The 13,478-nt window shown below is 41.0% G+C and carries 12 protein-coding genes; 7 read left to right on the plus strand and 5 right to left on the minus strand.

Features of this window, described 5'->3' with window-relative positions; translation table 11 throughout:
• Positions 1-201: 201 nt before the first annotated feature.
• Genes pseB through N480_RS01220 form a run of 3 tightly spaced genes read left to right on the plus strand, consistent with a single transcriptional unit; the run spans position 202 to position 3,519 of the window.
• Complete coding sequence (gene pseB, locus N480_RS01210; RefSeq protein ID WP_063370708.1) at positions 202-1,203, plus strand: UDP-N-acetylglucosamine 4,6-dehydratase (inverting); 1,002 nt, start codon at positions 202-204, stop codon at positions 1,201-1,203.
• Complete coding sequence (gene pseC, locus N480_RS01215; RefSeq protein WP_063370709.1) at positions 1,200-2,378, plus strand: UDP-4-amino-4,6-dideoxy-N-acetyl-beta-L-altrosamine transaminase; 1,179 nt, start codon at positions 1,200-1,202, stop codon at positions 2,376-2,378. Before pseB ends, pseC begins: the two co-directional genes overlap by 4 nt.
• A 10-nt stretch (positions 2,379-2,388) precedes the next feature.
• Positions 2,389-3,519: a Gfo/Idh/MocA family protein gene (locus tag N480_RS01220; RefSeq protein WP_063370710.1), complete on the plus strand. Its 1,131-nt coding sequence runs from the start codon at positions 2,389-2,391 to the stop codon at positions 3,517-3,519.
• Between the two features lie 41 nt (positions 3,520-3,560).
• Here the strand turns inward: N480_RS01220 and N480_RS01225 are convergent, their stop codons facing one another.
• Genes N480_RS01225 through N480_RS01245 form a run of 5 tightly spaced genes read right to left on the minus strand, consistent with a single transcriptional unit; the run spans position 3,561 to position 9,105 of the window.
• Positions 3,561-5,084, minus strand: coding sequence for a class I adenylate-forming enzyme family protein (locus tag N480_RS01225; RefSeq protein WP_063370763.1), 1,524 nt, complete (start codon positions 5,082-5,084; stop codon positions 3,561-3,563).
• Positions 5,085-5,094: 10 nt separating this feature from the next.
• Positions 5,095-6,675 carry a hypothetical protein gene (locus tag N480_RS01230; RefSeq protein WP_063370711.1) on the minus strand — a complete coding sequence of 527 codons (1,581 nt, stop codon included), beginning with the start codon at positions 6,673-6,675 and terminating at the stop codon, positions 5,095-5,097.
• Entirely contained in the window at positions 6,672-6,920 is a 249-nt protein-coding gene (locus N480_RS01235; RefSeq protein WP_063370712.1) for a hypothetical protein, read from the minus strand. Before N480_RS01235 ends, N480_RS01230 begins: the two co-directional genes overlap by 4 nt.
• Entirely contained in the window at positions 6,920-7,960 is a 1,041-nt protein-coding gene (pseI, locus tag N480_RS01240) for a pseudaminic acid synthase (protein WP_063370713.1), read from the minus strand. The genes N480_RS01235 and pseI overlap by 1 nt, the downstream gene beginning before the upstream one ends.
• Positions 7,961-8,010: 50 nt before the next feature.
• Complete coding sequence (locus N480_RS01245) at positions 8,011-9,105, minus strand: FkbM family methyltransferase (protein WP_063370714.1); 1,095 nt, start codon at positions 9,103-9,105, stop codon at positions 8,011-8,013.
• A gap of 298 nt (positions 9,106-9,403) precedes the next feature.
• On the opposite strand from N480_RS01245, the gene N480_RS01250 reads away from it, so the two are divergent.
• The 4 genes from N480_RS01250 (at position 9,404) to N480_RS01265 (ending at position 13,471) form a co-directional block, all read left to right on the plus strand.
• Positions 9,404-10,129, plus strand: a complete 726-nt coding sequence (locus tag N480_RS01250; RefSeq protein WP_081231706.1) for a cytidylyltransferase domain-containing protein — start codon at positions 9,404-9,406, stop codon at positions 10,127-10,129.
• A 180-nt stretch (positions 10,130-10,309) separates the two neighbouring features.
• Complete coding sequence (locus N480_RS01255) at positions 10,310-10,912, plus strand: SIS domain-containing protein (RefSeq protein WP_063370715.1); 603 nt, start codon at positions 10,310-10,312, stop codon at positions 10,910-10,912.
• A 14-nt stretch (positions 10,913-10,926) separates the two neighbouring features.
• The gene (locus N480_RS01260) at positions 10,927-12,378 is read left to right on the plus strand and encodes a glycosyltransferase family protein (protein WP_063370716.1); all 1,452 of its coding nucleotides are present in this window, start codon (positions 10,927-10,929) and stop codon (positions 12,376-12,378) included.
• On the plus strand, positions 12,371-13,471 hold the full coding sequence (locus tag N480_RS01265) for a radical SAM protein (RefSeq protein WP_063370717.1): 1,101 nt from the start codon (positions 12,371-12,373) through the stop codon (positions 13,469-13,471). Before N480_RS01260 ends, N480_RS01265 begins: the two co-directional genes overlap by 8 nt.
• Positions 13,472-13,478 lie beyond the last annotated feature (7 nt).

The raw sequence follows: 13,478 nt of genomic DNA on the forward strand, positions 1-13,478 counted from the left end.
CCCTTAGTCTACGCCTACTCGCTCAAAAAGTCATCTATTACGATAAATTAACCCATGACGTCTGTTTAAATACTGCAAAATTTGAAAAAGTGATATAAAGTATTGAGTAATCACTTTTTTTTAGGGTGCTGATGCAAACTCTTTACCTAATACTTTTTTCTACAGTGTAAAGAAATGATTGCACCTTTAGATGGGTAAAATATGTTTGATAATAAAACGATCCTAATCACTGGCGGAACTGGCTCTTTTGGTAAGAAATATGTCAAAACGTTACTTGAAAGGTATCGCCCTAAAAAGATTATTGTTTTTTCACGCGATGAGCTAAAACAATTCGAAATGCAGCAAGTTTTCAATCAGCCTTGTATGCGCTACTTCATTGGCGATGTACGCGACAGAGAAAGACTAAGACGAGCAATGCAGGGGGTAGATTATGTCATCCATGCCGCTGCCTTAAAGCAAGTCCCTGCCGCTGAATACAATCCTATGGAATGTATAAAAACCAACATTAACGGTGCTGAAAATGTGATCGAAGCAGCATTGGATTGTGATGTTGATAAAGTCATCGCCCTTTCAACAGATAAAGCTGCAAATCCAATTAACCTCTACGGCGCCACAAAACTTGCATCAGATAAACTATTCGTTGCAGCTAATAATATTGCCGGGGGCCACAGAACACTGTTTTCTGTTGTTAGATACGGCAACGTAGTATGTTCACGCGGCTCTGTTGTACCGGTATTCCAAAAATTCATCGATGAGAATGTGGGACATATTCCCATTACACACCCAGACATGACACGCTTTTGGATTAGTCTCCAGCAGGGCGTCGATTTCGTATTAAAGAACTTCGAAAGAATGCTCGGTGGAGAGATTTTCGTTCCCAAGATACCATCTATCAAAATCACGGATCTCGCCACAGCTATGGCGCCAGGCCTAGAGCAGAAAATTATTGGTATTCGCCCCGGTGAAAAACTACATGAGGTCATGTGCCCAGAAGATTTGTCATTCGACACTTACGAGTTCAAAGATCACTTTGTTATCGCACCAGGCATAAAGTTCAGTAGTCGAACCAATGACTTTGATTCTAATGCATTGAATGAGAAAGGGCGCGCTGTTAAGCCTGGTTCTGAATATAACTCACTTACCAACCCTGTATACCTGTCCGTGGATGAAATTATCGAATTTAACAAGCAGGCTCTGCTATGATCCCCTATGGCAAGCAGGTAATCTCGCAACAAGATATCGATGCTGTTGTTGAAGTATTGAACTCACCATGGCTGACTCAGGGGCCAAAAGTACCCGAGTTCGAAAATGCGGTCACGCAATACTGCCAAGTTCAATACGGTACAGCAACAAACAGTGCCACATCGGCTTTACATGTTGCCTGTTTGGCATTGGGTGTTACCCACAATGACATTGTCTGGACGTCACCAAACTCATTTGTCGCTTCTTCTAATTGCGCTTTGTACTGCGGAGCGAAAATTGACTTTGTCGATATCGACCCGACAACAGGCAATTTATCTGTAGACGCATTGACGTTAAAGCTTGCACACGCAAAGCAAACCAATACATTGCCAAAAGTGCTTATTCCTGTTCATTTTGCAGGCCAATCTTGCGATATGAAGTCTATCAGCACACTGGCTCAAGAATATGGTTTCAAAATCATTGAAGATGCCTCACATGCTGTTGGGGGAAAGTACCTCAATGACCCCGTGGGTAGCTGTAGATATTCAGATATTTGCATCTTTAGCTTTCACCCTGTGAAAATCATCACATCGGCTGAAGGTGGAATGGCGCTTACCAATGACTCTGCCATCAACGCCAAGCTTAAAATGTACAGAAGTCATGGAATTACAGCTGAGCAAGGGCTGTTACATAATGAAGCTGATGGTCCTTGGTACTATGAGCAACAAGCCCTTGGCTTTAACTATAGAATGACGGATTTACATGCTGCGCTTGGCACTCAGCAAGTGCAGCGCCTAGATGAGTTTGTAGAAAAGCGCAACCAACTTGCTCAGAACTACGACCAGCTATTTACGCAGAGCGAAGATATCACCCCATTAAGGCAACATGAAGGTGTCTATAACGCTTATCACTTATATGTAATCAGGATTTCAAGCACTAACCCCGAATTACATAAGCGCCTTGTAGAGACATTGCGCGCCCAAGGGATTTTCTGTCATGTTCATTATATTCCCATATATCTGCAACCTTACTATCAATCTCTTGGTTTTAAACCTGGGCACTGTCAAGGCGCTGAAGACTATTACCACAGTGCGGTGACCCTCCCCTTGTTCCCCGAATTATCGGAAACTGACCAAGACTACGTAGCAACAACATTAATTGAAACACTCACAACATTGAAGGCGCAAAGCCAATAGGAATGTATGCATGTCAACACAGTGTTTAAAACTTGCATTTATCGGCGGTGGTGCCAATTCGGCAGTAGGATATGTCCACTTTTCAGCGGCACAATTAGACAACAGGTTTAAAGTCGTTGCTGGCGCATTTAGCCGCCACGAAGACTGCAATGTAGCCACTGCGCAACAATGGGGCATAGCAGCTGAGCATACTTACTCAGATTGGCGCGAGATGCTCTCATATGAGCGAGATAACATTGATGCAGTTGTCGTGCTCACGCCGACCCCACATCACCTTGAAGTGCTTGAGACACTTCTGCAACTAAATGTACCTACGATTTGTGAAAAGTCTTTAGTATGTGGCAGCACGGAGATTGCGCAATTAGAAAAAGCGTATAACCCAGAAAAACACTTTCTAGCGGTGACATTTAACTACTCTGGCTATGCCATGGTTAGAGAGCTTAGAAATCTTATAAAGAGCAATAAGCTAGGACGTATTCAAAAAATTCATCTAGAAATGCCACAAGAGGGGTTTAAACGCCCTCCCGAAATAGCCGGCAAGGCTGCTCCACCACAATCTTGGCGTTTAAAAGACTATGCCGTGCCGACCATTTGCTTGGATCTCGGTGTGCACTTACATCACCTTTCGAGTTACTTGCTTGATCTCGAACCACTCCAAACAAGTGCTTTATTCGCTACACATTCAGAGTACACTGAATTGGTTGATGATGTGCAAATGCTACTTAAGTATCCTCAGAATGTGACTGGTAGTATGTGGATGTCGAAAACAGCTATAGGTCACCGTAATGGCTTAAGAGTACGTATTTATGGCACTGAAGGTAGTGCGCATTGGTATCAATTAAACCCTGACGAGCTTGAGTTAAATTACAACGATGGACGCAGAGAAATTTTAGATAGAGCAGGCCAATGCCAATACGCTCACCAATTTAGATATAACCGCATGAAACCAGGCCACCCTACAGGGTTTGTCGAGGCATTCGCGAACCTCTATACCGATATTCACGATGCGTTATCGAGCTACCTAAATGCGCAACCTGTAAGTAATGAATATGTATTTGGCTTTTCGCAGGCAAAAGATGGCTTAGCGTTATTCGAAGCGGCTACACGCTCTAGCAAAACCGGCCAGTGGGAAAACTTATAGTGCTCATGGTAGGTGAAGTTCAGATACCTTCACCTACCCTACTACTGATTTTGTAGTTTCACATCATTTCTCAACACTTTACCCATTTGATTACGAGGCAGTTCAGGTAATCGAGTTAGCTGCCTTGGCTGCTGGTAGTCGGTTAATTCTTGTAAACACATCATTCGTAGTGATCTGTCTAAATCTTCCTCTCCTCGTTGTTCATAAACTACTTTTATTACCTCACCAAGTTGCTGGTCGTGGCAACCAAAAGCTACGCAATCTGTAATGTCCGGGTGGCGCTTTATGACTGCTTCTATGTCTTGAGGGAAAATATTAATCCCGCCGCTTGAAATAACTTCCTTTTTGCGGCCCACATAATACAAATAACCTTGATCATCCAAATAGCCTAAATCACCCGTATAAAAGTAGTCACTCTGATCATATGCAGCCTCAGTGACCTCTGGTAATTTATGATATCCGCTGAAACCAGTTATCGTTTTGCAGGCAATTTCACCAACTTCGCCAGCAGCTACTAATTCACGCTGCTCATCAGTGATCTTCACCTCAACAAATGGTAATGGCGCACCAACACTACCGTTTTTTTCTGGCATATCTGAGACACAAAAATCAGTTACAACACCCACTTCCGATGCACCATAACACTCGTGAAATGCACAATGTAGCTTGTCGAGCAAGGCCTGCTTTGAATCGGCATTCAATACCGCAGAAGATGACACGACACATCTCAGCGAGCTCAGGTTATAATCTTCCCCTTGGTATGCGAGAAAGCTTTCCAGCTGCGCAGAAACGGCAAATAAAAAAGAAACTTTGTGTGTCTCTATGGCATCTAACCAGCCTTGAAGCGCAAACTTAGGCATGATCACAGTCGTTGCCCCCAATAACAGAGGCATTAGTACGCCGCGCTGTGCTAATGAGTGATAAAGTGGCGTGGCAACCAACACTTTATCATTCTGATCTAATTGATAATATTTTTCGGTCGCTTCTTTTGCTCGCATTATTTTGCAGTGCTGACTTAATACGATAGGCTTTGGCATGCCCGTTGAGCCTGAAGTCATTGTTAATATGTACGGCGCATGAACGTCAGGTTCAGGTTCTTGTGTAGGTAATGTACTTTTGTTCAAGCTTTCATAAGTCCCAGACAACACATCAGCCCAAGTAATCTCGCCAGCAACTCTTTTTTCAAAGCTGACTAATTTTTGTTGATCCACAAGCCCTTTATCGAGTAACAATCGGCTAATCGATGGCCATGCTATCACAGCAGCAACGGGCGTTTTTTTCAAAGCAACCTCAAGTGCGGCACCTTTTAAGCTGATAGGAAGTGGCACGACTGCAAGTCCCATTCTTGCTATCGCCAATAGCACTACAGGATACTCAATGCCATTGGGAGCAAACAGCGCAACACGATGGCCTGACTGCAGTCCTATATGTTGAAAATACGCCACCACACACGTTACCTGCTCATCTAGCGCACGATAGCTTAAAAATGTATGCTTAAATACCACCGCTGTTTTTTCAGGGTGCGCTTCTACATTGCTTTTAAATATTGAATAGATGCTGTCCATACCGCTCTCTTTAATTGGGAAATTTGCCAACAAAGTTAAACGCTGACGCATCCGCCTGTGCAAAAATTTGTTGTGTCAGTGCATACTCTTTGGAGCCTTCAATTAAACCAGTAAATCCTTCTTTTTGGTTAAGTAAATTCACAAATCGATTGTCCTTATTAATCACAGCTAGCCAAATCCCATCCGGGTGCAGCTTGGCACAGTAATTTAGTTGCCAATCCAACACGATTTGTGCATGTGCAAAATTCACATCATCACAGGCAGCAAACCAGCCACCATATAAATAATCTTGGCCCTCGTGTTCACATACTTGATGCCAGACGTAAATAAGCGCTTTACCATTTTGCTCCAATACATAAGATTGACGTGCATTGTTAAACCACCAATTATAGTGGTCCACTTTGCTTATTTTGTCTGTTACCGTCATGCGCCACATATTCTCATCACGATTTCTTGCATTTAAGTAGCTGTTCACATCCTCATTGCAAATCTGCCTCACTGAAATGGATGAAGATATCTCTGTGACAACTTCGCCCAACACACTCGAAGTGCCCAATTCATTTACTAAAAGGTCAGATTTGTTATTCAGCAGATAGTCTGCGACCCTTTTTGCACCTCTTCCATCCACTTGAACTTTTGGGGATTGCCTCAATGCTTCAATCTCAGCGCGATGCTTATACAATGTCATGATCAAGCGGACAACTTTTTCAACAGGAAGCGATAACAGATCTGATATATGAAAGTAATGGCCGAGCGCTTCTAAATCTTCAGTTCTGTTTTCTTGATTTTGAGCCAATGAAAATGTGAGCGACGGTGTTTTTGTTGCCGCTAATTCATAAAGTGAAGTGCCTAGTGCACCAACAAACAAACCAGTTTGGCCATAACACTTAGCCAAACTCGATGGGGCATTTAATATTTTAAGATTTTCGTTTTGCTCACTGAGTAACAACAAATTTTCAGTGCCAGTTGCTTTTGGGCCAAAAACCAATTGAATTTGCAAAGCTTGAGCGCACAGTTGCTTTATCACCGCTTCAAGTAGATGCCAGTTACCCCCGCCCCCCAAAGCAAAAGTTATATTATTCTCTCGCTTTAGCGTATTCTGTTGTTGCGCTGCAGATACATACTCTGGTGCAAGAATGGCATATTGAGGGCCTAATAAGCGGTGTGCCTTAGTGTCAATTAAATGCAAGTAGCGAGATTCAGTCTCAGCCCCTAACCATTTCATATCTAGCACACCATCTCCTAAATGCTTGCGCTCTAAATCATCAACACTTAACAGTTTGATATCGAGCTCAAGAACAATAGACTCCCATAGGCTATCAAGTTCATAGCCATCTACCACCACCCATGTAATTGCACCTTCTAGTGATAACAGATACTTTTTACACCAAGTCGCGTCTTGCTCACTATCAGAAAAGCGAGGTACCGTCACCAACTCTGCCTGTAAAGGGCGCGCAAAAGCTCTGGGAATTTCACAGTCATCGACTAAGAATAGCGTTTTCTGATTTTGCTTTTCTAGCTCACACGCTAACCACTTCATACGCATAAAGTGTCCTAGCCCGCATCGAGTATCAACGCGAAAAACAATCATGCCTGCTCCAAAAGAGCGGTTACCAAGTTGCCTACAACACCGTTGCGTTCATCTAGCAGCAGCGCCGGCGCGACAGGAAGAGAAAAGTGTGCTTCAATGCCCATTGTTAGTGTCAGTATTTCGAAAGAGTCCAGTGCACCTTCGGCAACAAAATTATATTTTTCGAGTTCCGCGAATGTGAGAATGACTCCTCGTTCTTCTAGAAATTGCTGAATATACGTCAATAACGCTTCTTTGCTAGCCATTATTGTAAATCCTCCCAGCTTAGTTGCGTGCCACACTTCAACGGCTTGTTTACGCGTCTACCGACAAGCCTTGGTAGCTCCTTCGGCATAATTTCTCCACCGCCAGGCCTCATTTGCCTCAAGTGCGCGGCAGTCAGCACCTCATTTGCTTGAATATCTTTTATTACATAGACACATCTGCGCGCTTTTGAGGGTTCTGTAGGGTAATGGACCGTACCCATTGCTTTTTCAATTTGACGCACTCCATGAACCAATGCCTCTAATTCTTTAGGCGTCATTGAAAAAAAGCTATCTGCGGTATTATCTTTTTTATCTAAGACAAAATGTTTTTCAATCATACAGGCACCAACAGCAACTGATGCCAAAGGGACATCGTTGCCCAATGTGTGGTCCGAAAGCCCCACAGGACAACCAAATGCCTCTCTCATATGCGGTATTGTTCGCAAATTAATCGACTCAGCGGGTGCAGGATAGGTGCTAGTGCATTTCATTAATGCCAGCTCTTCGACGCCCGCATCATGCGCTACTTTAACTGCGTCGGCAATTTCAATCAGAGTCGCGCCCCCTGTTGACATAATAACGGGTTTTTTCGTTGCGGCTACATCTCTAATTAGCTGATGATCTATCAACTCTGGAGACGCAATTTTATAGGCAGGTGCATCAAACTGCTGCAATAAATCCACAGCCGATTTATCAAATGGCGATGAAAAACACGTCAACCCTATCTTGGCTGAAAGCTCAAACAGCTCCGCGTGAAAATCCCAAGGCATATAAGCGCCTTTATATAAGTCATGGAGATACTGTCCTTTCCAAGGCCCTGTCGCTTCAAAATGCGGGAGCTTGCAGTCCATAGTAAGGGTGTCTGCTGTGTAAGTTTGCAACTTTATAGCGTCTGCGCCGGCTTCTTTAGCAGCGTGTACTAATTCTTTTGCTTTAGTTAATGACTGGCCGTGATTAGCCGACATTTCAGCAATAATATAACTTGGAAAGTCATGACCAACTTGGCGGTTGTTTATCTCAAATGACTTTTTAAACTTCATCTTTCTCTCACTTTTGGCGTGCCAAAAAATTCTTACATTCGGCGCTTGATCTAATTTATTTTAGGTACTGCGTAAAACTGTGTTTCTAACAACCAATGACCTTCTTGACGTATATAAAAGTCATACCTATCAGGGGCACACTTATTTATAAACTGAGGTATCGCCCAAAGATCTTGGGGACGATGGTATAACGACAGGGCTAAAGTGGGCTGGTAAGCGCTAATGTATTCACGCGCCTGCAACAAAGCATCAAAATCAGCCCCTTCAATATCCATTTTCAAAATGTTGCACTGACAGGCCAACATTTGCTCGCCTAAGCAACTACCCTCTACTAACTCTTCTGGTGCCACATCTTCCGCTTCTTTCACCACATGTACCAACGTGGCAGATTGATTTTCCTCTATTCGCAACCGGTCACCAGAAGGCAACCCTACTGCTTTTCGATCAATCGTGATGTTTTTTGGTTGTTTTGGCAAACCTGATAAGCGCTTTTGAAATGCCGCAATATTCACCCGACTCACTTCAAGTGCATGATAATTTGCTATTTTATCACCAAATCGTTCGTAAAACCCTTGAAATGTATCCCCATCATATGCACCAACATCTAGTATTCTTAACGCATCATACTGATATAACCTAGGTATATCCGTCGGGAAATACATTTCATATTCTTCCGGTATTGGGTAAGTTTCTCGAGTAGGAGAAGTTCGGTGTTCAACTATCTGCTTAAACAAACTTCGTGATTTTACATCTGCCCAGAGTGGCGCCAATTGTTTACACCTTTCTATGTCAACAAGGCTGTCGTATGGAGGCTGCATCCACAATACACCACACGTATTTAATATTTTGATTGCGCCCGGAAAATACTCAAAAGATTCGAGTGTTGACATCACTTTACTGAATCCATCTTGCTTTAAGTTTTGATCTATTTCACCAAACCCTAGAATTGTGATAATAACGGGTAACGAGAGGTCGACATTTTCAGCATGATATTTTTCACACGCTATACCTTGCCATGAATCAATTTTTGGAGCTCTATCGAGTATGGCTTTTGGCTCAAGCCCTTCACTCACTAAATATGTTGTCAGTGCTCTACCGTAATGGCTGCACCCATAGATGTAAAATTGCTTATTTGACAGATCCACACACACTCCAAGCACAATTTAAAATATATATTGAGAAAGACAAGCAAAAACTACACCGATAATAGTTAGTTGATTTATATTTTGCATTATTAATTCTCGAAAAAAGCTGTATCAGAAACCATATATTTAAAACGAGGATGATATTTGAACACTTTCCATCCTTCTGTAGTATTCATAATCGAAGACGCACGAACGATAAACGTCACGAGCTAGATTGTTCCTTAATTGCGACTTTACATATTTTACACCTCTAATATATTATTAAAACTGTATTTTACGAGCGTATAAGCAGGTTTCTTTGAACAATTTACAAATAGTTATTCAAGCACGAATGACATCTACTAGGCTACCAGGAAAGGTGATGCTGCCACTTTGCGATAAGCCCGTATTACAAGTCATGCTTGAAAGACTAGAAAAGTGGAAAGAACAGATAATTATTGCGACAACAAATGATGGTTCTGAAGAGCCTATTATTGAGTTATGCAAAACACTGAAAATAAAATATTTTAAAGGTGATACCAATGATGTTTTAGGGCGCTATTATCATGCTTGCAAAGCATATAATGCGACTGCATCAACCGCGGTAGTACGCTTGACTAGTGATTGCCCTATAATCGATCCAGATCTACTTGAGAAAGTCATAAATACGTATATGACAAACCACTATTCAATGGTAAATCTTGGCCCACATAGCGGCTTTCCTAGAGGTTTAGATTGTTGTATCTTCCCTTTCTCATTATTAGAGCTTACTCACCTCAATGCAAAAAGCTACAGTGATAGAGAGCATGTCACGTTAGGAATGCCTAAATTTCAAAACCTCACTACTTATTCAATTAGCGCACTAGAAGATTTGAGCCAGATTAGACTAACACTCGATGAACCAGATGACTATAAAGCCATCAAAGCCGTTTATCAGATATTTGATAATCAGACCGCCTTTACGTATGAAGAACTAATTGAAGCACTAAAATCAAACCCGTCTTTGGTGGACATAAACAAGCACGTTGAGCAAAAAAGCGTATAAGATGGTGTAATTCTTGCTTTAGCTATAATGATAAGATAGCTCAGAGTTTAGCGGTTTTTATACTAAACAAGTTAACACTTTGGCCGATAACGTTAGATAGGTCATAAGTTGCACTGTTAGTGACGCCACTTTATTTACACAACTTGCATCGACACCAAAACCTGTCAATTGGAGAATATCATGAGCACAGTAAGAGATATAAAAGCCCGCTCATCAAAAACTGAACAAGCCATATCTCAATATATTGATAGCTTAGAAACAGTATTAAGAACGCTTGACGCGGTAGACTTGGAACACTTTGCTACACAACTATTAAAGTTACAAAAATCAGGAAACACTTTGTACATATGTGGCAATGGTGGTAGCGCCGCAAATGCATTACATATTGCCAATGACTTCACTTTTGGGATTAACCCACAAGGTTCTGCATTGAGAGTGGAAGCACTGCCTGCAAACTCCTCAGTTCTAACTTGCTTGGGTAATGACATCGGATATGAAAATATTTTTTCTCATCAATTAAAAGTTAAGGGTAAGCCAGGAGACTTACTTTTAGTTCTTTCCGGTAGTGGTAATTCAAAAAATATCATTAATGCCCTCGAAGCTGCCAATTCGATTGGTATCAAAACCGTTGGGATTTTAGGGTTTCAAGGAGGGCTTGCAAAACCGCTTCTTGACCTCTGTTTTCACTTCGTTATTGATGATATGCAAGTTGCCGAAGATACCCAACTCGTAGTTGGGCATTTGCTCATGAAAATCCTAAAAGAAAAGCTCCAAGAGCAATAAATTTTCAAACTATTATGAATAAGATAGCCAAAGATACATACTTTGAAAACTTCGAATTAGCTAAGCGAGCTGCCCAGCAGCAACTTTATGTTGATGAGTATGAGAATCGAGTCCAGTTATGTTACTACGACGGTCCTGAGCAAGTTACTGACTTAAACAATTTAATAAACTTACCTATGTCCAACATTGTGGACAAGTTGCTCTCTCTTGGAACAAGGCCACCTGTAGAGATAATTCATAGCACTAAAGATGCTGTTGAAGCAAACTTAACGGAATATAGAAATAAAAAACTCTGGCTCACACAATTATTAAAAGATGACATAAAACGTCAAAAGATTGACTTTGACGAGCCTTTACGTGTTTACATTAGCGCAGACTACAAAGGCAGAGTCGTTCAAAATATATATGAATTGATCAATCAGTCCTTCAAAAAGCAAGGAATTGATACTCAGTTTGATATAAATAATGCATATACATTAATGGATGATTTTAGACGTTTACAGTCAATAAAGGCCTATAAACCTCATATTGTAATCAATATTAATAGGCTCAGAAATGATCTTATAAATGATGCAACTTTCAATTTTATTTGGTTTATGGATCCGACCCTTTGTCTGTATGATCAATCGAACTTTCTAATCAGGGAAAGAGATCATTTCTTGTACCTTATCGATAACTTTAAATTAGCACTGGTAAATAAAGGTGTACCTTTGTCACAGATGTCAAAGCAAAGTTTCGCCACCGATAACCAACACTTCTTTGTGATGCAAAACATTGAAAAACAAAATAAAATCGTTTTTATCGGTAATGATTATTTCTCTGTATGTGACCCAACTTATAGATATGCCAATAATGATGGATTGCGTAAAGAGCTAGGTGAATTATTTAACTCAGGTAGCTTAGATAGAGCTACTTTAGATAAATTAGCTCAAGACTATGTTGCGAAAGGGATTATAAAGAGCCTCGAGCATTTAGAAATGTTTTTATTCCCAGCAATTGTCAGAGTTGAAATCCTCAAGTGGGCAGCTGAAAATTGTGACATACCATTTGAAATCTATGGTGCTGGCTGGGATGAATATCCATTATTAAAGCCTTTCCATAAAGGTTCTTTGTCAAGTAAATCAGAGCTGCGCAAAGTATGTAATGAATCCAAGTACTCGTTATTAGCACACCCTGAATACTATTACCAACAGCGTCTCATGGAATCATCTGCTTGCCAAAGTATTCCTGTTATTTACAAAGGCGTAAATAACACAGAGCAGTTTGACCATTCAAAACACAGCTTACTCTTTGAAAATCCAATGGAATTACGAAGGGCAATACACTCAGAGCCAATTCAAAACAGTCAACAAATTGCTGAAGACATTTCATACGATACGCTTATCCAAAAAATGGTAAGGCACGTACATTCTTTGTGTGATTCAAAACTGTCAATATCTCTAAAAAATGAGGCTGACTATGTCTGACAAATATTCAATCGATTCCCACAAGCTAATTTTACACCCTGTTAGGGTTGCGAAATGGTACGAAGGTAAGCAAGAGAATAACTGGGAGAAGCTCAAAAAAATCTACCCTGTTTATGTAGAGATTTCGCCTTATGGTGGATGCAATCATCGCTGTACATTTTGCGCTCTAGATTATATGGGATATAAAAACATTGGCATGGACTACGACGTTCTCCAAAATACCATAACGAATATGGCGGAAAATGGTGTCAAAAGTGTGATGTTTGCCGGAGAAGGTGAACCGTTATTATTTCGCAATCTAGACAAAATTTGTGAGCATGCTTCATCTGTTGGTATTGATACAGCGCTTACGACCAACTTTGTGCCTTTAAAAAAGCATAATATCGAAACCCTCATGAAACATTGCTCTTGGATAAAAGTCAGTTTAAATGCAGGCTCTGCTGAAAATTATGCCAACATCCATAGAGCTAAAATTCGTGACTTTGATACTGTGCTCAATAACCTTAGACAAGCGATTGAAATCCGTAAGAAAGAAAATTACAAATGTACGCTAGGCGCGCAAATGGTTCTATTGCCTGGAAATATGGATGAAGCAACAAAGCTTGCTGAAATTTGCAAAGAAATAGGGTTGGACTATTTAGTGATAAAACCCTACTCCCAGCACAAATCTAGCATTACTAATGAATTCGAATGCATCGATTACACAAAAATGTACCACATTGAACAAGAGCTCAAAAAGTACAATGGTAACGGGTTCAATGTCGTTTTTAGAGCCAATACGATGCAGAAATTCATGACAAACAAGCAACCGTATAAAAAATGTAACTCTACCCCTTTCTTTTGGGCATATATTGCAACCGACGGAAAGGTATTTGGCTGTAGTGCCTACTTGGGTAAAGAAGAGTTTTGTTACGGCAGTATTTATGACAACACCTTCCAAGAAATTTGGGAGGGCGAAAAACGTAAACAATCCTATGAGTTTGTTGAGAATAAACTCGACATCAAAAACTGCCGAATAAATTGCCGAATGGACGAAGTAAACCGTTACTTAGCTCGGTTACGTGATCCTGAAGCGCATGATAATTTTATTTAGGAATTAA

The organism is Pseudoalteromonas luteoviolacea S2607 (assembly GCF_001625575.1).
Classification (GTDB): Bacteria; Pseudomonadota; Gammaproteobacteria; order Enterobacterales; family Alteromonadaceae; genus Pseudoalteromonas; species Pseudoalteromonas luteoviolacea_E.